Here is a 21,699-nt window from a genome sequence, read left to right as displayed (position 1 = left end):
ATGACCGACACGGTGACGCACATCGATGACGAGCCCGCGACGCGTCCCGCCCCGCCGCCCCGCGGCCGGCGGGGCCGGCGCACGGCGCTGATCGCCGCCGCGGTGGTCGTCGTGGCGGCGGTCGCCGTGGTCGGTGCGCTCGGTCTCGGCGGCGGCCCGGAGGAGGGCCCGAGCGCCCCGCCACGGTCCGGCTCCGTCGTCCCGGTGACCCGCACGACGCTGACCGAACGCACCATGGTGGACGGACAGTTGGGCTACGGCACGGAGATCCCGCTGCCGGTCAAGGCGCAGGGCACCGTGACCTGGCTGCCCGAGACCGGCGCCACCGTCGACCGCGGCCACGAGCTGCTCCGGGTCGACGACCGGCCGGTGATCCTCATGTACGGCTCCCTGCCGATGTACCGCGCTCTCGGGCTCACCCCTCAGGAACCGGAGCAGGGACCGGAGCAGGAGCCGGACGCGGGCGGCGAGCAGCCGGACACGGGCAACGGCAAGTCCCCGAACCCCTCAGGGGCACCGGCGCCGGGGGGCGCCGGAACCGGAGGGAACGGCGGCCGGGCGCAGACGCCGCGCGAGATGCGGGGCATGGACGTCATGCAGTTCGAGTCCAACCTGGCCGCCCTGGGCTACACCGGCTTCACGGTGGACGAGAAGTTCACCGGCGGAACCGCCGACGCCGTCAAGCGCTGGCAGAAGTCGCTCGGGCTGGCCCAGACCGGCACGGTCGGCGTGGGCGACGTCATCTACTCCGCGGGCCGGGTACGGATCGGGCAGCCCGGCGCCCGGCTCGGCTCGGCGGTCGGGGAGAACACCCTCACCTACACCGGCACCGCCCGGAAGGTGACCGTCAACGCCTCCGCCGCGGATGCCTCCTGGGCCGTGCGCGGCGCGAAGGTCACGGTCAAGCTGCCCAACGGCAACCCCGTACCGGGCGTGGTGGCGTCGATCGGCAAGCAGGCGACCACCGCCGAGGGCGGCGGCCAGGGCAGCTCGGAACAGCCCGCCACCGTCCCCGTGACCATCACGCTCAAGGACCAGAACGCCGTGGGGCAGTTGGAGAGCGGCCCGGTGACGGTCGAGTACGTGGGCCGTGAGGTCACGGACGTCCTCGCGGTCCCCGTCTCCGCGCTGGTCGCGCTCGCCGAGGGCGGACACGGACTGGAGACCGAGAAGGGCGAGTTCGTCGCCGTGAAGACGGGCCTGTTCGCCGACGGCAACGTGGAGGTGAGCGGCCCCGCGGTCCGCGCGGGCATGAAGGTGAGGATCCCCGAGTGAGCGGCGGCACGGCGGCGGTCGTGGAGTTCGACGCGGTCTCCAAGACGTACCCCGGAGGCGTGGCGGCGGTCCGGGACGTGAGCCTGCGCATCGAGCGGGGCGAACTGGTGGCGATCGTGGGACCGTCGGGATCGGGCAAGTCGAGCATGCTCAACCTCATGGGCAGCCTCGACCGCCCCTCCGCCGGCCGGGTCCTGGTCGACGGACACGACGTGGCGACCCTGTCGGACCGTGAGGTGTCCGCCCTGCGGGCCACCCGGATCGGCTTCGTCTTCCAGCAGTTCCACCTCGCGGTCGGCGTCCCCGTCCTCGACTCGGTGGCGGACGGCCTCCTCTACGCGGGCGTGCCGATGCGCCGCCGCCGCGCGAAGGCGGCGGCGGCGCTGGAGCGGGTCGGGCTCAGCCACCGCGTCCACCACCTGCCGCACCAGCTCTCCGGCGGCGAGCGCCAGCGCGTCGCGGTGGCCCGCGCGGTGGTCGGCGAGCCGTCCGTCCTGCTGGCCGACGAGCCGACCGGCAACCTCGACTCGGCGTCGGGCGCGGCCGTGCTGACCCTGCTGCGGGAACTGAACGCCGCCGGCACGACCGTCGTCGTCATCACCCACGACCGTGAGATCGCCGCCGAACTGCCGCGCCGCATCGAGATGCGCGACGGCCGCCTGGTCGCCGACACCGCGCAGAGCACGACGATCGGGGCGCCCCGGTGACGGACGGCACGACGAACTCCCCCCGCCGCGAACGGGGTCCGGACCCCGAGACGGTACAGATCCGTGCGGTGACGAACGGGCCCGCCCGGCCGGAGAACGCCCCGCCCCCGAGGTCGCAACTCCGTGCCGCGCGCCTCGGCCCCGCCGACGTCGTACGGCTCGGCGGCACGGGCCTGCGGACCCGGCCCCTGCGGGTCTTCCTCTCCGCGCTCGGCATCGCCATCGGCGTGGCCGCGATGATCGCAGTGGTCGGCATCTCCGGCTCGGGCCAGGCGGAGGTGGACCGCCGGCTCGACGCCCTCGGCACCAACCTGCTGCGCGTCGCGCCCGGCGAGTCGCTCGGCGGCGAGAAGGCCAAGCTCCCGGCCGAGTCCGTCGCGATGATCGACCGCGTGCCGCCGGTGCGGCAGGTCGCCGCCACCGGGGCCACCGGAGCCAACATCTACCGCAACGACCGCATCGCGGTGGGACGGACCGGTTCCCTCGACGTCCTCGCGGCGGGTTCCGACCTGCTGCCGGCCGTCGGCGGGCAGATCCGCAAGGGCCGCTGGCTGGACGCCGCGACGGAGACCTATCCGGCCGTCGTGCTCGGGGCGACCGCCGCCCAGCGGCTCGACCTGTACACCCCCGGCACCCGCGTCTGGATCAAGGGGCGCTGGTTCTCCCTGATCGGAGTCCTCGATCCCGTACCGCTGGCGCCGGAGCTGGACAGCGCCGCACTCGTCGGCTGGCCGGCCGCGAAGACCTACCTCCGCTTCGACGGCCATCCGTCGACGGTCTACGTCCGCGCCGAGGACAGTGAGGTCGGCTCGGTCCGCTCGGTGCTCGCGGCGACCGCGTACCCGCAGAAGCCGGGCGAGGTACAGGTCTCGCGCCCCTCGGACGCGCTGGCGGCCCGCGAGGCCACCGAGTCGACGCTCACCGGCCTGCTGCTCGGCCTCGGCGGCGTGGCGCTCCTGGTCGGCGGGGTCGGCGTCGGCAACACCATGGTCATCTCGGTCCTCGAGCGCCGGCCCGAGATCGGGCTGCGCCGGGCCCTGGGCGCCACCCGCGGCCAGATCCGCGGGCAGTTCGTCACCGAGTCGCTGCTGCTGTCGCTGATCGGCGGCCTCGGCGGGACCGTGCTCGGGACGCTGATCACGGCGGGCTACGCGGTCAGTCGCGACTGGCCGACGGTCGTCCCGGTCTGGGCCAGCGCGGCCGGCATCGGCTCGACCCTGGTCATCGGCATGATCGCGGGCCTCTACCCGGCGGTCCGGGCGAGCCGGCTGGCACCGACAGAGGCGCTGTCCGGCACATGAGCCGGACAGCGCCTCCGCGAGGTGGATCAGAAGTTGCAGTTGAACGAGGAGCCGTAGTCGCTCAGCAGGTCGTCGCGGACCCAGCCGTACTTGCCGGTCGCGTCGTTCCGCAGGTACGTCCACGACTGGCCGCTGGCGTCACGGGTGAAGCAGTGGTAGTCCAGCGCCTGGGTGTTGTAGGCCACGCCCAGGATGGTGCAGCTGGTGCTCGAACCGCTGCGCATGTTGGCCCCGTTGGCCGTCTTGTTCCACGCCCGGCCGTCGAGGTCCGGGGCGGTCTTGCCGCACGGCGCCGCGGCGAAGGCGGGGGTGGCGGACGTCATCGGGACGGCGAGGGCGGCCATGGCGACGGCGGGAAGGACCGCGGCGAGTCGGCGCTTCATGAAGAACTCCTGTCGGTGTGGTTCATGGGGCTGGTGCTTCACACACGTCGGGGGCGGTCCCGAGACCACCCCCGACGCTCCTCACTCGGTCGTGCTCACGCCTGCTGCGGCAGGATCAGAAGCCGCAGTGGACGTAGCTGCCGCCGTTGCTCAGCAGGTCGTCGCGGATCCAACCGGTCACGCCGGTCGAGTCGTTGCGCACGAAGGTCCAGGAGTGGCCGTCGTTGCCCCACGTGTAGCAGTGGTAGTCGAGCGACTGGGTGTTGTAGGCGACACCCTTGATGGTGCAGCCGGTGCTGGAGCCGCTGCGCTCGTTGGCGCCGTTGGCCCACTTGCCCCAGGAGCCACCGTCCTTGTCGGCCACGGACGTGCCACAGGCGGCGTGGGCCGCGGCCGGGGTGGCGGTGACCATCGGAACGGCCAGGGCGGCCATGGCGACGGCGGGAAGGATCGCTGCGAGTCGACGCTTCATGTGAAACCCCCAATAGTGTCGTGTCGTCAGCGCTGCATTCCGGGAACGTGAGACAGAACCCGAAGGGAAACAGCGGCCTTCGCACCCCACCGGGGCACGAGCGGCGTAAGTACGATCACCCGCCGACGGTGCTGAAGAAATCATTCCGCAATGTAGTGACCGCTTTCCGCGCCTGTGGGGCCGAAAGTTTCTCAAGTGAAAATCCGCCACTCCTGTGACGAACTGGCCGACGCAGCCCTCTTGTGGATCAGGGACCCGCACCCCACCCGCGCTCCCGTAATTTGGAAGACCCCAGCGAAGGAGTCCCGTTGAACGCACATGCCCCGAAGCGGCGGCCGGGCGGCCGACGATGAGCTTCCGGCTGCGGGTGCTCGGCCTGCTCATGCTGGTGGCCCTGACCGCGACGGCCGCCACCGCCTGGCTGACCCTGCGCCAGGCGAACCGACAGGTCCGGGAGACCGTCGCGGCCGGGCAGGCGGAGCTCTCCCGGATCACCGCCGAGCTGCGGACGTACGGACTCGAGCACGCCACCTGGGACGGCCTCGGGCCCGCCGTCGGAAACCTCTCGGAGACCACCGGGCAACGCATCCGCGTCGCCACCGAGACCGGCATCCTGCTCGCCGACTCCGACACCCTCGCCGGCCGCACGGCGCGCCCGCTCGGCGGCCAGCTCCCGGTCCTGGTCGACCCCCGCCCCGCCCTGCGGATCCCCGAGGGCCAACTCCCGCGCCTGTCCGTGAAGCGGGTGAGCCTGGGGGTGTCCACCTACCGCGCCTCAGCCGCCTACGCGGCCTGCCTGACCCGGGCGGGAGTCGCCATGACGACCCGGCCGGACGACCTCGGCATCCCCGTCGTCACCGCGGAACGGGCGCCCGCGCACTGCACCCGACAGAAGGAACGCGCGACCCCGCCGGAGCAGCCGGACATCGACGCGCTCCGTGTCTGCGAGACCGCCGCGACCCCCGCCCCCTGCCTCCAGCGGGTCTTCAACGAGCGCGTCGCCGCCGTCTCCCCGCCCCGCCTCGAAGTCCGGCTCGGCTACCGGGACGAGTCCCCGCCCACCCTCGCCGCCGCGCCCACGGTCGCCGTCGCGATCGGCGTCGCGCTCGCCGCCGTCCTCGGCGCGCTGCTCCTCAGCCGCGCCGTGCTGCGCCCCGTACGGGCCATGACGCTCGCCGCCGAAGGGCTCGGCGAGGGCGACCTGGAACGGCGCGTACCGGTCTCCGGGCGCGACGAGATCGCCCAGCTCGGCGCCGCCTTCAACCGCATGGCCGACTCGATCCGGGCCGGCGAGGAGCGCCAGCGCCGCCTCACCGGCGACATCGCCCACGAACTGCGCACCCCGCTCGCCAACCTTCGCGGCTATCTGGAGGCCCTGCGGGACGGCGTCGTCGAGCCGACGCCCGAACTGCTCGACTCGCTCCACGAGGAGGCGCTGCTCCAGCAGCGGATCGTCGACGACCTCCAGGACCTCGCCCTCGCCGAGGCCGGCGCGCTCACCTACCACCGCTCCGAGGTCGACCTGCGCGAACTCCTCGAGGCCGCCCGCACCGCGCACCGCGCCCAGGCCGAGAACGCCCGGGTCGCGCTGGAGGTGGAGGCCCCGCAGCCGGTGTACGTGACCGCCGACGCGGACCGGCTGCGCCAGGTCGTCGGCAACCTGGTCGGCAACGCGCTGCGCGCCACCGCGCCCGGCGGCCGGGTGACGCTCGCCCTGGACGCCCGCGCCGAACTCGCCGTCGTCGAGGTGCGGGACACCGGCAAGGGCATACCGGCCGAGGACCTGCCACACCTCTTCGACCGCTTCTGGCGCGCGGACCCGTCCCGCGGCCGGGCGACCGGCGGCAGCGGCCTGGGCCTGTCCATCGCCCGCCAGATCGTGACGGACCACCAGGGCACGATCGACGTGCGCAGCACGGTCGGGAAGGGCACGACGTTCACGGTCGTGCTGGGCACCAGGCCCGCACCCACGCCCTGAGGGCGACCGGGCTCAGGCCCCGTCGGCGAGCCGGTAGCCCCGCCCGTACACCGTCTCCAGGAGCCGCGGGCTGCCCGGGTGCGCCTCCAGCTTCCGCCGCAGGTTCATCACGTGCGCGTCGACGGTCCGCTCCAGCACGTCCCGGTCGAAACCGAAGACCCGCTCGATGATCTGCGCCCGGCTGAAGACCCGCCCGGGCTCACGGGCCAGCGCCTCCAGGATGGAGAACTCCTTCGCGGTCAGCGCCACCGCCCGCCCCGCGACCCGGACCTCGAACCGCGCCGTGTCCAGCTCCACCTCGCCGACGCTGAGCAGGGTCGCCTCCGCCGGCGCGGACTTCCTGGCCCGCCGCAGCAGCGCCCGTACCCGCGCGGTCAGTTCGCGGGGGCTGTACGGCTTCGTCAGGTAGTCGTCCGCGCCGAGATCGAGCCCGAGGAGCATGTCCTCCTCGGTGGTGCGCGCGGTGAGCAGCAGGATCGGGACGTCCTCGGTCCCCGGCTCGGTCCGCAGGATGCGGCACACGTCGAGCCCGTCCACGTACGGCAGCATCACGTCGAGGACGACGAGATCCGGCCGCGTCGCCCGCGCCTTCTCCAGTGCGGCCCGGCCGTCCCCCACGACCTGGACCGCGTTTCCTTCCCGTTCCAGATAAATCCGGATCAGCCGAGACTGTTTTTCGTCATCCTCGGCAACCAGAATCCGAGCGCTCAACGCTTCTCCCCCAGCGAGGTCCTGCGAATTCCAGCACCGTAATACAGAACCGGCCGGGAATTCCCGGAGGTATTCGGCCGCCCGGCCGAAAACCATCTCTTTCCCGGACGACCCGCCGAGCGCTCAGAGTTCGTAGACCGCGGTGACGGGTGCGTGGTCGCTCCACCGCTCGCCGTGCGTCGCGGCCCGCTCGACCCAGGCCTTGACCACCCGCGCGGCGAGCCCCGGCGTCGCCACTTGATAGTCGATTCTCCATCCGCTGTCGTTGTCGAAGGCCCGTCCCCGGTACGACCACCAGGAGTACGGTCCCTCCTGGTCCGGGTGGAGGGCGCGGACGACGTCGACGTACGCGGCCTCGTCGAAGACCCGGGTGAGCCAGGCGCGCTCCTCGGGGAGGAAGCCGGAGCTCTTGCGGTTGGCCTTCCAGTTCTTGAGGTCGGCCTCCTGGTGGGCGATGTTCCAGTCGCCGCAGACGACGACCTCGCGGCCGTCGGCCGCCGAGCGCTCCTTGAGCCCCTTCAGGTACGGCAGGAACTCGTCCATGAAGCGGATCTTCTCGTCCTGCCGCTCGGTGCCGACCTCGCCGGAGGGCAGGTACAGGCTGGCGACGGTGACGCCGGGCAGGTCGGCCTCGATGTAGCGGCCGCTGCCGTCGAACTCGGTGGACCCGAAGCCGACCTGCAGCCGCTCCGGCTCGCGGCGCGTGTAGAGCGAGACGCCGGCGCGGCCCTTGGCGGCGGCGGGGGCGTGCGCGGTGAACCAGCCCTCGGGCGCCCGGACCTCCTCGGGCAGCTGCGCCGCCTCGGCGCGTACCTCCTGCAGGCAGACGACGTCGGCGGCGGTCCCGGCCAGCCACTCGACGAAGCCCTTCTTGGCGGCGGCTCGGAGTCCGTTGACATTTGCGGTCGTGACAGTGAGCATCCCGGGAGAATACCGACACCCCCCGGTGCGGCGAACCCGACAGAACGCATAGATGTACGATGCCCAGCATGTATATACAGCCGACGCGCTACGACCACCCGGACGCGGTCAAGCTCGACGACGCCGTCCAGGCCGAGTACGCCGAGCGCTACGGCGACGACGGCGACGCGACGCACATGGACGCCGAGATGTTCGTGCCGCCGCGGGGCATCTACCTGCTCGCGTACGACGACGCGAACCGTCCGGTCGCGACCGGCGGGTGGCGCCGGCAGGACGAGAACCCCGAGGGCTTCTCGGACGGCGACGCCGAGATCAAGCGCATGTACGTGGTCCCCGAGGCGCGGGGCCACGGCCTGGCGCGGCGCATCCTGGCCGCCCTGGAGGACGACGCGCGGGCGGCGGGGCGGACCCGGATGGTCCTGGAGACCGGGACGATGCAGCCCGAGGCGATCGCGCTGTACGAGTCGAGCGGCTACGAGCCCTGCCGGAAGTTCGGTCACTACCGCTTCAGCAACCTCAGCCGCTGCTACGCGAAGCCGCTGATCTGACGGCGCCCGGGGCGGCGCCCCGGGCGGCGTCAGATGCGGCGTCCGAGACGGCGTCCGCGCCGCCGTCTCCCGTCCGTCGCAGGATGGCTATGACAGGCCCCTGACAAACCACCGCCGCTCTGGCACGCTCTCTCACGCACGCCGATCCGCACCGCTCTCATCCCCCACCTGCCACGGCAGAAGGAGACATGCGTGAGAAGCCATCGCATCGCCGCAGCCACCCTGCTCACCGTCGGAGCCCTGCTCGCCGGCGGCCCGGCGACCGCCTCGCCCCAGCCCGCCGCGGCGGCCGCGGACGCCGCCGGCGCCGCGCCCGCCCGGACCGTCACCGCCGCCGCGCAGCAGCGGGCCGCGGCCTTCTGGACCGCGGACCGGATGCGCTCCGCGACCGCGCTGGACCTGAGCCTCACCCCGGCCGCGGCGAAGACCCTCAAGCAGGTCGCCCGCTCCCCCAGGGCCACGACCGTCACCCCCACCGCCGTGACCCCCGCCGCGTTCCCGCAGCCGGGCGGCGCGTGGACCGGCGGCGGCGCGGTCGTGAAGACGTCGGGCCGGGTGTTCTTCACCTTCCAGGGCCGCACGGCCTCCTGCTCCGGCAACGCGGTGACCAGCCAGAACGCCAGCACGGTCATCACCGCCGGGCACTGCGTGAAGTACCAGGGCGCCTGGCACACCAACTGGGTCTTCGTCCCCGCGTACGACAACGGCAACGCGCCCTACGGCCAGTGGGCCGCGGCGAAGACGCTCACCACACCGCAGTGGGAGGCGAGCGAGGACATCAACTACGACGTCGGCGCCGCCGTCGTCGCCCCGTTGGGCGGCCAGAAGCTCACCGCCGTCACCGGCGCGCAGGGCATCCAGTTCAACGGCGGCTACAACAAGCCGATGTACGCCTTCGGCTTCCCGGCCGCGTCCCCGTACGACGGCACGAAGCTGATCCACTGCTCCGGGAACTCCTCGAAGGACTTCCTGTTCTCGCAGGACCACAGCCTCGGCTGCAACATGACGGGCGGCTCCAGCGGCGGCCCCTGGTTCACCGGCTTCAGCGAGTCCGCCGGCACCGGCCTCCAGGTCTCGGTGAACAGCTTCGGGTACACCTTCCTCCCGAACCGCATGTTCGGCCCGTACTTCGGCAACGACGCGAAGGCGCTGTACGACAAGGCTCAGGTGTCCTGAAGCTGGGTCATACTCTCCCCTCAGTCTTCGACCGGGGAGGGGCCCCAGATGGCGAGATGGGGAATCGAAAGTCTGCATCGGGCGGGTACCCGCTACTTCCACGAGATAGAGAGCCGGCTCACCGGGGTCTCCGGCCCCGGCGTGCCGGCCGACAACGAGGCCGGTGTGATCGGCTGGGGGACGTCCTGGCGGATGCAGGGCTACCTGATGATGGCCGAGCGCACCGGCCGGCCCACGTACACCGAGCGGCTCGCCGAACTGATCGACCAGGTCCTGGACGCCCGCGACGACGTGCGCGGGGTCCGGGACCACCGGGGGCGCAGCCGTGGGGTGTGGAGCACGGCGGGCAAGTTCACGGCGGCGACCGCGGTGATCCCCGACACCGAAGGACGCCCGGCCCTTGAGGTCACCGTCTGCCCGCCGAGCGCGCACCTCGCGCGGCTGACGGTGGCGGCGTACGGGGACGACTGCTTCGGTTTCACGATGCCCGGGGCGCCGCGCCGCAAGCCGTACGCGAGCGGACCGCTGAGTCTCGACCCGGCGCACGAACTGCGCGCGGACCGGGCGCTGTACACGGCGTACACGCAGCGGGACGGCGTGACGGCGCGTCTGCTCACCGGGGACGGCGCGCGCCGGGTCCGGCCCGGCGTGTACGCGGCCCGCCCTGCGCTGGTGCCGCTGGCGGCGCAGACCGGCATGATCGTCTACCCGATGGCGGGGCTCGCCCGGCTGGCCGCCGAACGGCCCGAGGCCGTCCCGAGGTCGGTGCGCGACCGGATCGACGGCTACCTGGACGCCGCGGTCCGCGCGGTGGCCGCGCACGACGAGCAGTGGGGCACGACGGCCGACGGCCGCGGCTTCTACCGCTGGCTCCCCGACGAGCCGGTGTCCTTCGCCGGGGCGGAGTTGCCGACGAACGAGTTCCTGGCGATGGGCCGGGCACTGGTGCAGCTCGCCGTGGTCACCGGGGAGGAGGCGTACGCGGAGCGGGCCGCGGCGATGGCCCGGGCGCTGCGGGACGATCTGACGATCACGGACGGCGTGGCGAGCTGGCCGTACTGGCCGGGCTTCGGCCACGTCCACCGGGGCTGGGCGGCGACCGGTTCCCCGGAGACCGACGTCTCCCTGTTCCGCCCCTCCTACGCCGCCGTCACGGTCCCCGAGGACGTCACGCACGCCCTGATAGACCTGGACTTCCTGTGCCTCTACCAGGCGGCCCCCGGGCTGCCGCCGGTCTTCACGACGGCCGAGATGCGGGCGGTCGCCGCGACGTTCACCCGCAACGCCCTGCACCGGCGCGGCCTGCGCCCGCGGCTCCGTCACGACGTCGGCGGCGCGGGCCGTCCCGGTACCGACCGCGAGCAGGCCCATGTGGCCGCGTGGCTCCCGCTGCGCCAGTGGTCCCCGGCGATAGCCCGCCGGGTCCGCGTGGTCCAGCCCACCCTCCCGCCGCCTCCGCTGATGGGCGTCGACACGTACTGCGGCGCCCTGCTGGCGCGCTGGGGGTGAGAAACGAGAAGATCCCGCCCGATCTTTCGATCGGACGGGATCTTCTGCGTCTGTGGACCTGAGGGGATTCGAACCCCTGACCCCCTCGATGCGAACGAGGTGCGCTACCAGACTGCGCCACAGGCCCTTGCGACGTGTGGAACATTAGCATCCCGATCGGGGTGGTTGGAAATCCGATCCCCGCCGGTCACCGCCGCCGTGTCATTCGTTGGCCGCGCGGGGGCGGTCGTTGTCCGCGTACTGGTCGAACAGCGGGGTCCGCCCGTGGTCGCGGGTGCGGCGCTGCGGGGTGCTGCGCTGGCGCGGCGCCGGGGCCGGCGCCGGGTCGGCGGCCGTGGAGGAGCGGGCCGCGCTCCAGGTCTCCGGGTCCGTGATGTCGACGCCGCCGGTGGCGCGCGGGGCGACCGGGGCGGTGACGTACGTCGGCAGCGGCACGGGGACGGGGTCCCAGCTGTCGCCGCGGGCCGGGCCGCGCTCACGCTGCTGGTCCACCCACTCGGCGTGGTCGGTCTGCTCGACCAGGGCCCGGCGGCCGGCCTCCTGCGGGGAGAGCGCGGGGGCGGGCTCGGGTTCGGGTCGGGCGGGCTCCTCGTCGGCCGCCTCGGGCGCGGGCTGCCGGCGGGGCCGGCTCTCCCGCAGCCGCTGCGCGGCGGCCTCCGCGCGCCGGCGGTCCATCACGTACACGAACCGCCGCCGCTCCTGCGACCTCAGGTGCACGATGTACGCGCTGAGCAGCACCGCGGGGAGCGCGGGCGCCCAGAGGAACGCCAGGCCGCCGACGGCGGCGACGACCGCGCCGAGGGTGAAGGCGAGGAAGAGGACCACCGTGGTGCGCCGACGCCGGGCCAGCACCTTGGTGCGCCGGGCCCGCTCGGCCGAGGGGCCGCCGTTCTCGGGCGGCCGCTGCCGGCGCGGGGCCGGGGCCGCGGGGGCCGCTTCGGGAAGCTCCAGGCGCGCCTCGGTCCTGGCCGCGGGCGCGGAGAACGCCCGGACGTCGACCGAGCTCAAATGCTCCGTCTCGGCGTCCGGGTCGGCCTCGGGTCCGTCGACCACGTCGCGCTCCCGCAGCTCCTTGGCATACCGGCGCTCCATTCCCGCCCGTCCGGACAGGAGCCGGATGGCGGTGCTGAAGCGTTCCGTCGGACGGGCCTCGTTGAGCTCGTCCTGCCTGCGGAGCCACATCGGCACCAAGTAGGCGGCCCAGGCCCCGACAATGACTGCGTAGATGAGGCCGCTGCTGCTCACGCCTCACACCGTAGAGGGGTTCCGTTACGGGCATCGGCCAATTGGCCCGGTGTGTCGCACGATCTGGCTGATATCACTGAACTTTTTTGTGATTGTTCAGATCGATTGGCGGTCAACTGCTGATTGAATTCGAACACCCTTTTTATTTCGTGGGGCGCGGCGGGGCGGGTCGTGCCTGGTGCCAGCGGCGCAGCAGCCCCTCCGGCACCTCCTCCGCGGTGAGCGCGAACACCAGATGGTCGCGCCACGCGCCGTCGATGTGGAGGTAGCGCGGGCGCAGACCCTCCTCCCGGAATCCCAATTTCTCGACGACCCGGCGGGACGGCCCGTTCTCCGGCCGAATGCAGACTTCCATGCGGTGCAGACCGACCATGCGGAAGCAGTGGTCGACCGCGAGCGCGACGGCGGTCGGCATGACGCCGCGGCCCGCCACGTCCTGGTCGACCCAGTAGCCGACATGGCCCGAGCACATCGAGCCCCAGGTGATCCCGGCGACGGTGAGCTGGCCGACGAGCCGGCCCCGGTACTCGATCACGAACGGCAGCATCCGGCCGGCGTTCGCCTCGGCCCGCAGGTGCCGGACCATCTGACGGTACGTCGGGCGGTGCGCGACCGGGCCGCCGGGCGCGGGCGGCGGGATCGTCGCCTCCCACGGGCGCAGCCAGTCCCGGTTGCGCCGGTTCACCTCGCGCCAGGCCCGCTGGTCGCGCAGCTTTATCGGGCGCAGGACGACGTCGCCGTCCCGCAGGACCACGGGCCAGGACGAGATCATGACGCCGGGCCCGCTTCCGCGGCCGGTCTGGGGTGGTCGCCGCCGCGCAGCTGGTCGACGGCGTGCCGCAGCAGCGGCGCGAGCACCGCGAGCCCGTCGCGCACCCCGCCGGGCGAGCCGGGCAGGTTCACGATCAGGGTGCGGCCCGCGACGCCCGCGAGGCCCCGGGACAGCGCCGCGGTGGGCACCTTCTCGCGGCCGTACGCGCGGATCGCCTCGGGGATGCCGGGGATCTCGTACGCGAGGACGGCGCGGGTGACCTCGGGCGTCGCGTCGGTCGGCGAGACGCCGGTGCCGCCGGTCGTGAGGACGACGTCGTACCCGGCCGCGACGGCGTCCCGCAGCGCCGCGCCGACCGGCTCGCCGTCCGGCACGACCCGCGGTCCGTCCACCGCGAAGCCCATGCCCTTCAGGCCCTCGACGATCAGCGGCCCGCCCTTGTCCTCGTACACGCCGGCCGCCGCCCGGTTCGAGGCGGTGACGACCAGCGCCGAGTACGGGGCGGCGAGCACCCCGACGAGCGTCGGCTCGCCGGCCGTCACGAGGCCGGCTCCTCGCGCGTCCAGTGGCCCGACTTGCCGCCGGTCTTCTCCTCCACCCGGACGTCGGAGATGACGGCGCCCTTGTCGACCGCCTTCACCATGTCGACGACGGTCAGCGCCGCGACCGAGACCGCGGTCAGCGCCTCCATCTCGACGCCGGTGCGGTCGGTGGTCTTCACCGTCGCCAGGATCTCCACCGCGTCGTCCGCGACGGTCAGGTCCAGCGTCACGCCCGAGACGGACAGCGGGTGGCAGAGCGGGATCAGGTCCGGGGTCCGCTTGGCGCCCATGATGCCCGCGATGCGGGCGGTGGCGAGCGCGTCGCCCTTCGGGACGCCCTCGCCGCGCAGCAGCTCGATCACGCGCGGCGAGACGAGCACACGCCCGCTCGCGCGGGCGGTGCGTGCGGTGACGTCCTTCCCGGAGACGTCGACCATGCGGGCAGCGCCCGCCTCGTCGATGTGGGTGAGACCTTGCTGCGTGCTCATGGCGGTGACACTCCCGGTCGCTGTGTGGGACGACACGGTACCGCCACCGGGCCCCCCTCAGCCGAGGAGGACCACGTCCAGCTCCTCCCCCGGCTCCAGCGACGTCGTGTCCTCCGGCAGCACGAGCAGGGCGTCCGCGTGGGCGAGCGCGGCAATCAGGTGAGAGCTGGCACCGCCCACCGGGGTGACACTGCCCGACTCCGCGTCGTAGCGGCCGCGCAGGAACTGCCGCCGGCCGGCCGGGGAGGACAGCGCCCCGTCCGCCTTCAGGACCGCCCGGACCCGCGGCCGGTGCAGGTCCTCGACACCCATCAGGGCCCGGATCGCGGGCCGTACGAACAGCTCGAAGGACACGTACGAGGAGACCGGGTTGCCCGGCAGGGCGAGCAGCGGCGTGTGGTCCGGACCGATCGTGCCGAACCCCTGCGGCTTGCCCGGCTGCATGGCGAGCTTGCGGAAGTCGACCTCGCCGTCCGCCGTCAACGCCTCCTTGACCACGTCGTACGCGCCGACGCTGACCCCGCCCGTGGTCACCAGCAGGTCCGCGCGGATCAGCTGGTCCTCGATCGCGGCGCGCAGCGCCTCGGCGTCGTCGGTGACCGCGCCGACCCGGTAGGCCAGCGCGCCCGCGTCGCGCGCGGCGGCGGCCAGCTGGAAGCTGTTCGAGTCGTAGATCTTGCCCTCGCCCAGCTCCTCGCCGGGCTGGACCAGTTCCGTGCCGGTCGAGATCACGACCACGCGGGGACGCGGACGCACCCGCACCGTGCCCCGGCCGATCGCGGCGAGCAGCCCGATCTGCGGCGGCCCGAGGACCGTGCCGGCCTCCAGCGCCAGCTCGCCCGCCTGCACGTCGCTGCCACGATCCCGCACGTGCGCCCGGGCCTCGACCGGCCGGTGCACCCGGACCTCGCCGGCCGCGCCCTCCGGCGCCGCGCTCGCCGCCCGCATGCCGGTGGCCGCCCCGCCGCCCGTACCGCCGTCGGTCCACTCCACGGGGACGACCGCCTCGGCGCCCGGCGGCAGCGGCGCGCCGGTCATGATCCGCGCGGCCTCACCCGGGCCGACCGTCGGCAGCCCGCCGGCCCCGGCCGCCACGTCACCGATCACGGTGAGCACGGCCGGGAACTCCTCGGAGGCGCCTGCGACGTCGGCCACCCGGACCGCGTAGCCGTCCATGGAGCTGTTGTCGAACGGGGGCAGCGCGACCGGCACCGTGACGTCCTCGACGAGGACGCAGCCCTGCGCGTCCGGCAGCTGCAGCTCGATCGGGTCGAGCGGCTCGACCGTCGCGAGAATGTCGTCCAGGTGCTCGTCGACCGACCAGAGTCGGGCCGCCGACGGTGCCGTACTGCTGCTCAAGGTGCTACATCTCCTCGCTGACGTACCTGCGGAGCCAGGACCGGAAGTCCGGTCCCAGATCTTCACGTTCGCACGCGAGTCTGACAATGGCACGCAGATAGTCGCCGCGGTCGCCGGTGTCATAACGGCGGCCCTTGAAGACGACGCCGTGGACCGGTCCGCCGACCTTCTCGTCCATGGCGAGCTTCTGCAGCGCGTCGGTCAGCTGGATCTCGCCGCCGCGGCCCGGCTCGGTCTCCCGCAGTATGGCGAAGATCGCCGGATCCAGGACGTACCGGCCGATGATCGCGTAGTTGCTCGGCGCCTCCTCCGGCGTCGGCTTCTCCACGAGGGCCGTCACCTTGACGACGTCGGAGTCGACGGTCGCCTCGACGGCCGCGCAGCCGTACAGATGGATCTGCTCCGGGTCGACCTCCATCAGCGCGATGACGCTGCCGCCCTCGCGCTCCTGCACCTCGACCATCCGGGAGAGCAGCGGGTCGCGCGGGTCGATCAGGTCGTCGCCGAGCATGACCGCGAAGGGCTGGTTCCCCACGTGCGGGGCCGCGCACAGCACGGCGTGGCCGAGGCCGCGCGGGTCGCCCTGACGCACGTAGTGCATGGTGGCGAGATCGCTGGACTCCCGGACCCTGGCGAGGCGATCGGTGTCGCCCTTGCGGGTCAGCGCCTCCTCCAGCTCGTAGTTCCGGTCGAAGTGGTCCTCGAGCGGTCGCTTGTTGCGGCCCGTGATCATGAGGACGTCGGTGAGCCCGGCCCCCACGGCCTCCTCGACGACGTACTGGATGGCTGGCTTGTCGACGACCGGCAGCATCTCCTTGGGGGTGGCCTTGGTCGCCGGGAGGAACCGGGTGCCGAGGCCAGCGGCCGGGATGACAGCCTTACTGATCCTGGGGATCGACTGAGTCATGCGGAGCACCCTAGCCGGTCGGTATGTGAGGAAGATGAGAGCCCGATCAAGTTCTGGCTCATAACGAGTTATACGAGAGGTTTGTGATTCCACCGTGTCGGACAGCATCACCGGGAAGACGGCACTGCGCCGCCAACTCCTCGCCGAACGGGCCCTGCTGACCCCCGAGCAGACCGACGCGGCGGGCACGGCGCTGGCGGGGCGGGCGCTGGAGCTCGCCGAGCTGGCCGACGCGCGGACCGTCGCCGCGTACGTGTCGGTGGGCAGCGAGCCGGGCACCCGCGCCCTGCTCGACGTGCTGCGGGAGCGCGGCGTCCGCGTCCTGCTGCCGGTCCTGCTGCCCGACAACGACCTGGACTGGGGCGTGTACGAGGGCGCCGACAGCCTGGCGCGCGCCCGGCTCGGGCTGCTCGAACCGGCGGGTCCGCGGCTCGGCCCGGACGCGGTGTGCGCGGCGGACACGGTCCTGCTGCCCGGGCTCGCGGTCGACGCGCGCGGCATGCGGCTAGGGCGCGGCGGCGGCTCGTACGACCGGGTCCTCGCCCGGCTCGCCCGGGCGGGCGCGCACCCGGCGCTCGTGGTGCTCCTGTACGCGAACGAGGTGGTCGCCCGGGTCCCGGAGGAACCGCACGACCACCCCGTTCAGGCGGTCGTGACCCCGGAGGGGGTCCGCCGCTTCGGCGGCTGAGCGCCGGGCTCGGCCCGAGCCTGCGGCGCGCGCCCTCGGCTCTCGGCGCGCGCCTTCGGCTCAGCCGGCCTTCGGCTCAGCCGGCCTTCGGCTTCAGGACGAGGGTGTCCTGCGTCGCTGCGGCCACGGCCTGCTCGCCGTACGCCCAGTCGAGCAGCTCGCCCTCGGCCCACTTGTCGGTCTGGTCGGTGTAGTGCGCGTTGTACGCGTGGCCCGACGCACCGCTCAGGTTGATCCAGCGGGACTTGTCCCAGTCGCCGACGTTGACGACCATCCGCATCGACGGGACCCAGATGACCTCGTAGCCGCCGGCCGCGTTCCAGCCGGTCGCGTTCACCGCGGCCTCGCCGCCGCCCAGGTTCCACGGGCCGCGGTTGAGCATCGACTGCAGGAAACCGGGGCCCGCCGTGCCGAGCGTCTGGTTCTGCAGGGTCAGCTGGTGCAGCCGGCCCCAGGACCAGGTCGACACGTCCTTGCCGAGCTTGGCCGTCAGCTCCCAGCGCGCGTCCTTCATGGCCTGCGCGAGCAGCTGGTCACGGGTCTCGGTGGGGGCGTTCGTCCGGTTGCCGGGCGTCTTCCACCAGTCGTTGTTCTCCTGCTTCAGCAGCGGGCGGACCACCTCGTACCAGCGGTCACCGCCGTCCGGCTGCGCCGACTCGGGGTCGCGCTGACCGCACTCGCGGACCAGCTTGTTCTGCTCGTCGACGGGACCGGTGGAGTCGGCCCGGCGGACGTTGATGCAGTCGCCCTCGACCCGCAGCTCCTTCGGCAGCTTGTCCCCGAAGGCGAGCTTGAGGACGTTGCGCCAGACCGCGTTGAAGTACGCGGCGGCGGCCGAGTCGGGCTCCTGGGTGTAGTCCCAGCCCTCCAGCAGCTTCTGCGCCTCGCGGACGTACGGGTCCGAGATGTCGATCTTCAGCAGCAGCGGGTTCAGCAGCGTGGCGATCTCGCTGCGGTTGTCCGTCTGCATGGTGCGCATGTCGTCCGGCGAGATCTTCCCGCCGTCCTTGATCTTCGACTCGATCAGGTCGTTGATGCGCTGGCTGCGCGCCCCGTAGCCCCAGTCCTTGGTGAGCAGCTGGGGGTAGTCGGCGTTCACCACGGCCTGGTTGGCGGTGACGATGTAGCCCCGCGCGGGGTCGTACTCGTACGGCAGCTCGTCGTACTTGATGTAGCTCTTCCACTTGTACGAGGAGTCCCAGCCGGGGGCCGGCAGCGTGCCGTCGCCCTTGGCGCGGACCGGGATCTTGCCGGGCGCCTGGTAGCCGATGTGGCCCTGGGTGTCGGCGTAGATCAGGTTCTGGGACGGCACCTCGAAGTGCGCGGCGGCCGCCTGGAACTGCTTGAAGTCCTTCGCGCGGTTCAGCTCGAAGACGGCGTCCATGGACTTGCCGGGCTTGAGCGCGGTCCACTGCAGCGAGACGGCGTAGCCGTCGCCGCGGTCGGGGGCGGCGTTGGGGACCGGCGCCTCCTCGCCGACGCGCTCCAGTTCGGAGGAGCGGTCGGAGACGACGGGGCCGTGGCCGGTCTCACGGATCGTGATGGGCCGGCTGGTGCCGCCCGCGATCTTGATGGTCTCCTCGCGGGTGGTGAACTCCCGGCGACGGCCGTCGACCAGGTAGCCGTCGTCGCTGATCTTCTCCAGGTACAGGTCGGTGACGTCCGCGCCGAGGTTGGTGAAGCCCCAGGCGATGTCCTGGTTGTGGCCGATGATCGCGCCCGGCATGCCGGAGAAGGTGTAGCCGGCGACGTCGTAGCGGCAGGTCGCCGAGACGGTGCGGCAGTGCAGGCCCATCTGGTACCAGAGGGACGGCAGCATCGGAGCGAGGTGCGGGTCGTTGGCGAGCAGCGGCTTGCCGGAGGTGGTGTACCGGCCGGAGACCACCCACGAGTTCGAGCCGATGCCGTTGCCGTTCGGGCCGAGCAGCGCCGGGACCTCGTCGAGGGCGTCGGAGAGGGCGCCGAGCTGGGACTGCATGCCGGCCATGGCCTCGGCGGGCGAGCCGGCGTGCGGGTTCTGCTGGTTCCGCGTGCCCTGCGCGCCGCCCTGGCCGCGGGAGCCCGTGGACGCCTCGGCCTTCGGGTCGAACTTCCCGGTCGCGTCGTCGACGGCGCCCTGCGTGACGATCGGCTGGTGCAGCGCGTACGGGTACGCCGGGTACAGGTCCTTGATCTGCTGCGCGCCGAGCCGGCTCGTCATGAGCGAACGGTCGATCTCGTCCTGCATGTTGCCGCGCAGGTCCCAGGCCATCGCCTTGAGCCAGGCCACCGAGTCCACCGGCGTCCACGGATCGATCGTGTAGTCGTGCGAGAAGGCCAGCGCCGCGTACTCGACGGAGACCTCCTCGTTGCTCCGGTCCTTCAAGTAGGCGTTGACGCCGTCCGCGTACGACTGGAGGTTCTTCTTCGTCTCGGCCGACAGGACCGTGTCGTACTCGGCCTGCGCGGTCTTGCGCCAGCCGAGGGTGCGCAGGAAGGCGTCGGTGTCGACCTGGCTCTTGCCGAACATCTCGGAGAGGCGGCCCGCGGTCATGTGCCGGCGGACGTCCATCTCGTAGAAGCGGTCCTGCGCGTGGACGTAGCCCTGGGCGCGGAACAGGTCGGCGTCGCTGTCGGCGTAGATCTGCGGGACGCCGTACTCGTCCCGCTTGACGTCGACGGAGCCGGACAGGCCCTCGATCTCGATCGTCCCGGTGGTCTGCGGGAAGGAGGCGCGGACGGTGCTCACGCCCCAGTACCCGCCGAAGCCGACACCGGCCAGCACCGCCAGGACCAGGACGAGGACGATCAGGCGGGCGCGTCGCCCCTTCTTCTTGGCGGGAGGGGCGGTCGTGTTGGAGGGCATCGCTGTCCTTCGAGCGGCAGGGTGGTCCTGGAGTGCTGGGAGCAACCATAGGCGCAGCGCTCCACGGGCCCGGACGCGGTGTCAGTAAGGAGACCCCTCTCGTACCTTCACACGGCTTTCGAGCGAAAGATCGAACGGCGTCAAGAAAACGTTAAAGATTAGGTAAGGTAACGAAGTACCGGCGGCTGGAGGAACGATCCGGCTGCCAGCGAGGGGAAGGATCGGCCACTGACTGTCCACCAGCTCAACGAACTCCTGCTCATCTGCTCGCTCGTGCTGCTCATCGCCGTCGCGGCGGTGCGGATCTCCTCCCGGAGCGGGCTCCCCAGCCTGCTGCTCTACCTCGGGATCGGGGTCGCCATCGGGCAGGACGGCATCGGCAACGTCGCCTTCGACAATGCCGAATTGACCCAGGTGATCGGCTATGCCGCACTTGTGGTGATCCTGGCCGAAGGTGGCCTGGGCACCAAGTGGAAGGAGATCAAACCCGCGTTGCCCGCGGCGGTCGTGCTGTCGACCGTCGGCGTCGCGGTGAGCGTGGGCATCACGGCCGCGGCGGCGCACTACCTCGTCGGCCTGGAATGGCAGCAGGCGCTGATCATCGGCGCGGTCGTCTCCTCGACGGACGCGGCAGCGGTCTTCTCCGTGCTGCGCAAGGTACCGCTGCCGTCCCGTGTGACCGGTGTCCTGGAGGCCGAGTCGGGCTTCAACGACGCCCCGGTCGTCATCCTCGTCGTCGCCTTCTCCGCGGCCGGACCGATCGAGTCCTGGTACTTCCTCATCGGCGACATCGCCATGGAGCTCGCCATCGGCGCGGGCGTCGGCCTCGCCGTCGGCATCCTCGGCGCGTACGGGCTGCGGCGCATCGCCCTGCCGGCCTCCGGCCTCTACCCGATCGCCGTGATGGCCATCGCGGTCACCGCCTACGCGGCCGGCGCCCTGGCGCACGGCTCCGGCTTCCTCGCCGTCTACCTGGCCTCGATGGTGCTCGGCAACGCCAAGCTGCCGCACGCCCCGGCCAACCGCGGCTTCGCCGAGGGGCTCGGCTGGATCGCCCAGATCGGCATGTTCGTCCTGCTCGGCCTGCTGGTCACCCCGCACAACCTGATCGACGACTTCTGGCCGGCAGTGATCATCGGCCTGGTGCTCACGATGGTCGCGCGGCCCATGGAGGTCTTTGTCAGCCTGCTGCCGTTCCGCATCCCCTGGCAGGAGCAGGCCCTGATGTCCTGGGCGGGCCTGCGCGGAGCCGTGCCCATCATCCTGGCGACCATCCCGATGGTCTCCGGGGTCGCGGACAGCGAGCGGATCTTCAACATCGTCTTCGTGCTGGTAGTCGTCTACACCCTGGTGCAGGGGCCGACGCTGCCCTGGCTGGCCAGGGCACTGCGGCTGGGCGACTCGGCCGGGGCGGCCGACCTCGGGATCGAATCGGCACCGCTGGAGCGGCTGCGCGGGCATCTGCTGTCGGTGGCGGTCCCGGACGAGTCGAAGATGCACGGCGTGGAGGTCGCCGAGCTGCGACTGCCCGCCGGAGCGGCGGTCACCCTCGTCGTCCGGGACGACAAGAGCTTCGTGCCGGGCCCGGCGACCGTGCTGCGACGCGGGGACGAACTCCTCGTGGTCGCCACCGACCCGGTACGGGACGCCACCGAGCGGCGGCTGCGGGCCGTCGGCCAGGGCGGCAAGCTGGCCGGCTGGCTGGGCACGGCCGGCGCGACCGGCGTCGTCCGCGGCGGCTCGGTCGCACCGCGCGGGCACCGCACGGAGCTCCCCGGAGGCCGAACCGAGCGCCCGGGAAAGCGAACAGATCGGCCAGGAAAACGAAAGTCCGGCTAATCGCAGGCATACATCCGGGGCGGTCGGGGTTTT

At 72.4% G+C, this 21,699-nt stretch carries 20 protein-coding genes and 1 tRNA gene; 9 read left to right on the top strand and 12 right to left on the bottom strand.

Features of this window, described 5'->3' with window-relative positions:
- From R2D22_RS21895 to R2D22_RS21885, 3 genes are all read left to right on the top strand, one after another.
- Complete coding sequence (locus tag R2D22_RS21895) at positions 1 to 1,275, top strand: peptidoglycan-binding protein (RefSeq protein ID WP_318106270.1); 1,275 nt, start codon at positions 1 to 3, stop codon at positions 1,273 to 1,275.
- Positions 1,272 to 1,982, top strand: coding sequence for an ABC transporter ATP-binding protein (locus R2D22_RS21890; protein WP_318106268.1), 711 nt, complete (start codon positions 1,272 to 1,274; stop codon positions 1,980 to 1,982). Before R2D22_RS21895 ends, R2D22_RS21890 begins: the two co-directional genes overlap by 4 nt.
- A gap of 68 nt (positions 1,983 to 2,050) precedes the next feature.
- The gene (locus R2D22_RS21885) at positions 2,051 to 3,283 is read left to right on the top strand and encodes an ABC transporter permease (RefSeq protein ID WP_318106266.1); all 1,233 of its coding nucleotides are present in this window, start codon (positions 2,051 to 2,053) and stop codon (positions 3,281 to 3,283) included.
- A 26-nt stretch (positions 3,284 to 3,309) separates the two neighbouring features.
- Here the strand turns inward: R2D22_RS21885 and R2D22_RS21880 are convergent, their stop codons facing one another.
- Both R2D22_RS21880 and R2D22_RS21875 read right to left on the bottom strand, forming a co-directional pair.
- Complete coding sequence (locus tag R2D22_RS21880) at positions 3,310 to 3,666, bottom strand: SH3 domain-containing protein (protein ID WP_318106264.1); 357 nt, start codon at positions 3,664 to 3,666, stop codon at positions 3,310 to 3,312.
- A 115-nt stretch (positions 3,667 to 3,781) separates the two neighbouring features.
- Positions 3,782 to 4,138, bottom strand: coding sequence for an SH3 domain-containing protein (locus tag R2D22_RS21875; protein ID WP_318106263.1), 357 nt, complete (start codon positions 4,136 to 4,138; stop codon positions 3,782 to 3,784).
- Between the two features lie 349 nt (positions 4,139 to 4,487).
- Here R2D22_RS21875 and R2D22_RS21870 point away from each other — a divergent pair, with 349 nt between their 5' ends.
- Positions 4,488 to 6,116 (top strand): sensor histidine kinase, encoded by a 1,629-nt coding sequence (locus R2D22_RS21870; protein WP_318106261.1) that lies wholly within the window; start codon positions 4,488 to 4,490, stop codon positions 6,114 to 6,116.
- A 12-nt stretch (positions 6,117 to 6,128) separates the two neighbouring features.
- Here R2D22_RS21870 and R2D22_RS21865 read toward each other — a convergent pair whose 3' ends face one another.
- Both R2D22_RS21865 and R2D22_RS21860 read right to left on the bottom strand, forming a co-directional pair.
- Positions 6,129 to 6,827 carry a response regulator transcription factor gene (locus R2D22_RS21865; protein ID WP_318106259.1) on the bottom strand — a complete coding sequence of 233 codons (699 nt, stop codon included), beginning with the start codon at positions 6,825 to 6,827 and terminating at the stop codon, positions 6,129 to 6,131.
- 123 nt (positions 6,828 to 6,950) lie between these two features.
- Positions 6,951 to 7,748, bottom strand: a complete 798-nt coding sequence (locus R2D22_RS21860) for an exodeoxyribonuclease III (protein WP_318106256.1) — start codon at positions 7,746 to 7,748, stop codon at positions 6,951 to 6,953.
- 68 nt (positions 7,749 to 7,816) lie between these two features.
- Between R2D22_RS21860 and R2D22_RS21855 the strand changes: the two genes are divergently transcribed.
- The 3 genes from R2D22_RS21855 to R2D22_RS21845 all read left to right on the top strand — a co-directional run bounded on the left by R2D22_RS21855 (position 7,817) and on the right by R2D22_RS21845 (position 10,981).
- Entirely contained in the window at positions 7,817 to 8,296 is a 480-nt protein-coding gene (locus tag R2D22_RS21855) for a GNAT family N-acetyltransferase (protein WP_318106254.1), read from the top strand.
- 192 nt (positions 8,297 to 8,488) lie between these two features.
- On the top strand, positions 8,489 to 9,472 hold the full coding sequence (locus R2D22_RS21850) for a trypsin-like serine peptidase (RefSeq protein ID WP_318106252.1): 984 nt from the start codon (positions 8,489 to 8,491) through the stop codon (positions 9,470 to 9,472).
- Between the two features lie 48 nt (positions 9,473 to 9,520).
- Positions 9,521 to 10,981, top strand: coding sequence for a hypothetical protein (locus R2D22_RS21845; protein WP_318106250.1), 1,461 nt, complete (start codon positions 9,521 to 9,523; stop codon positions 10,979 to 10,981).
- 53 nt (positions 10,982 to 11,034) lie between these two features.
- Here R2D22_RS21845 and R2D22_RS21840 read toward each other — a convergent pair.
- From R2D22_RS21840 to galU, 7 genes are all read right to left on the bottom strand, one after another.
- Positions 11,035 to 11,108: transfer RNA gene (locus R2D22_RS21840), tRNA-Ala, on the bottom strand.
- A gap of 74 nt (positions 11,109 to 11,182) precedes the next feature.
- Entirely contained in the window at positions 11,183 to 12,226 is a 1,044-nt protein-coding gene (sepX, locus tag R2D22_RS21835) for a divisome protein SepX/GlpR (protein WP_318106248.1), read from the bottom strand.
- A 142-nt stretch (positions 12,227 to 12,368) separates the two neighbouring features.
- Positions 12,369 to 12,998, bottom strand: a complete 630-nt coding sequence (locus tag R2D22_RS21830) for a GNAT family N-acetyltransferase (protein WP_318106246.1) — start codon at positions 12,996 to 12,998, stop codon at positions 12,369 to 12,371.
- Entirely contained in the window at positions 12,995 to 13,540 is a 546-nt protein-coding gene (locus R2D22_RS21825) for a MogA/MoaB family molybdenum cofactor biosynthesis protein (RefSeq protein WP_318106244.1), read from the bottom strand. The genes R2D22_RS21830 and R2D22_RS21825 overlap by 4 nt, the downstream gene beginning before the upstream one ends.
- Positions 13,537 to 14,028, bottom strand: coding sequence for a cyclic pyranopterin monophosphate synthase MoaC (moaC, locus tag R2D22_RS21820; protein ID WP_318106242.1), 492 nt, complete (start codon positions 14,026 to 14,028; stop codon positions 13,537 to 13,539). The genes R2D22_RS21825 and moaC overlap by 4 nt, the downstream gene beginning before the upstream one ends.
- A gap of 57 nt (positions 14,029 to 14,085) precedes the next feature.
- Entirely contained in the window at positions 14,086 to 15,387 is a 1,302-nt protein-coding gene (gene glp, locus R2D22_RS21815) for a molybdotransferase-like divisome protein Glp (protein WP_318106239.1), read from the bottom strand.
- Between the two features lie 4 nt (positions 15,388 to 15,391).
- A complete protein-coding gene (gene galU / locus R2D22_RS21810) occupies positions 15,392 to 16,294 on the bottom strand; it encodes a UTP--glucose-1-phosphate uridylyltransferase GalU (protein WP_318106237.1) in 903 nt (300 codons plus the stop codon).
- A 94-nt stretch (positions 16,295 to 16,388) separates the two neighbouring features.
- On the opposite strand from galU, the gene R2D22_RS21805 reads away from it, so the two are divergent.
- Positions 16,389 to 16,982: a 5-formyltetrahydrofolate cyclo-ligase gene (locus tag R2D22_RS21805; RefSeq protein ID WP_318106236.1), complete on the top strand. Its 594-nt coding sequence runs from the start codon at positions 16,389 to 16,391 to the stop codon at positions 16,980 to 16,982.
- Positions 16,983 to 17,058: 76 nt separating this feature from the next.
- On the opposite strand, the gene R2D22_RS21800 is transcribed toward R2D22_RS21805, so the two are convergent.
- Entirely contained in the window at positions 17,059 to 19,827 is a 2,769-nt protein-coding gene (locus R2D22_RS21800) for a penicillin acylase family protein (RefSeq protein WP_318106234.1), read from the bottom strand.
- Between the two features lie 273 nt (positions 19,828 to 20,100).
- Here R2D22_RS21800 and R2D22_RS21795 point away from each other — a divergent pair, with 273 nt between their 5' ends.
- Entirely contained in the window at positions 20,101 to 21,666 is a 1,566-nt protein-coding gene (locus R2D22_RS21795; RefSeq protein ID WP_318106233.1) for a potassium/proton antiporter, read from the top strand.
- Positions 21,667 to 21,699: the final 33 nt, after the last annotated feature.

It is taken from the genome of Streptomyces sp. HUAS YS2, assembly GCF_033343995.1.
Taxonomy (GTDB): Bacteria; Actinomycetota; Actinomycetes; order Streptomycetales; family Streptomycetaceae; genus Streptomyces; species Streptomyces solicathayae.
Note: the sequence above shows the minus strand (reverse complement) of the source record. Positions and strands in the feature narration are given on the sequence as shown.

Excerpts from the sequence above, each read along its gene's own strand:
- galU (WP_318106237.1), bottom strand. The coding sequence starts at position 16,294 with ATGACTCAGTCGATCCCCAGGATCAGTAAGGCTGTCATCCCGGCCGCT.
- R2D22_RS21860 (WP_318106256.1), bottom strand. The coding sequence starts at position 7,748 with ATGCTCACTGTCACGACCGCAAATGTCAACGGACTCCGAGCCGCCGCC.
- R2D22_RS21800 (WP_318106234.1), bottom strand. The coding sequence starts at position 19,827 with ATGCCCTCCAACACGACCGCCCCTCCCGCCAAGAAGAAGGGGCGACGC.
- R2D22_RS21855 (WP_318106254.1), top strand. The coding sequence starts at position 7,817 with ATGTATATACAGCCGACGCGCTACGACCACCCGGACGCGGTCAAGCTC.
- R2D22_RS21895 (WP_318106270.1), top strand. The coding sequence starts at position 1 with ATGACCGACACGGTGACGCACATCGATGACGAGCCCGCGACGCGTCCC.
- R2D22_RS21830 (WP_318106246.1), bottom strand. The coding sequence starts at position 12,998 with ATGATCTCGTCCTGGCCCGTGGTCCTGCGGGACGGCGACGTCGTCCTG.
- R2D22_RS21845 (WP_318106250.1), top strand. The coding sequence starts at position 9,521 with ATGGCGAGATGGGGAATCGAAAGTCTGCATCGGGCGGGTACCCGCTAC.
- R2D22_RS21870 (WP_318106261.1), top strand. The coding sequence starts at position 4,488 with ATGAGCTTCCGGCTGCGGGTGCTCGGCCTGCTCATGCTGGTGGCCCTG.
- R2D22_RS21875 (WP_318106263.1), bottom strand. The coding sequence starts at position 4,138 with ATGAAGCGTCGACTCGCAGCGATCCTTCCCGCCGTCGCCATGGCCGCC.
- moaC (WP_318106242.1), bottom strand. The coding sequence starts at position 14,028 with ATGAGCACGCAGCAAGGTCTCACCCACATCGACGAGGCGGGCGCTGCC.
- R2D22_RS21880 (WP_318106264.1), bottom strand. The coding sequence starts at position 3,666 with ATGAAGCGCCGACTCGCCGCGGTCCTTCCCGCCGTCGCCATGGCCGCC.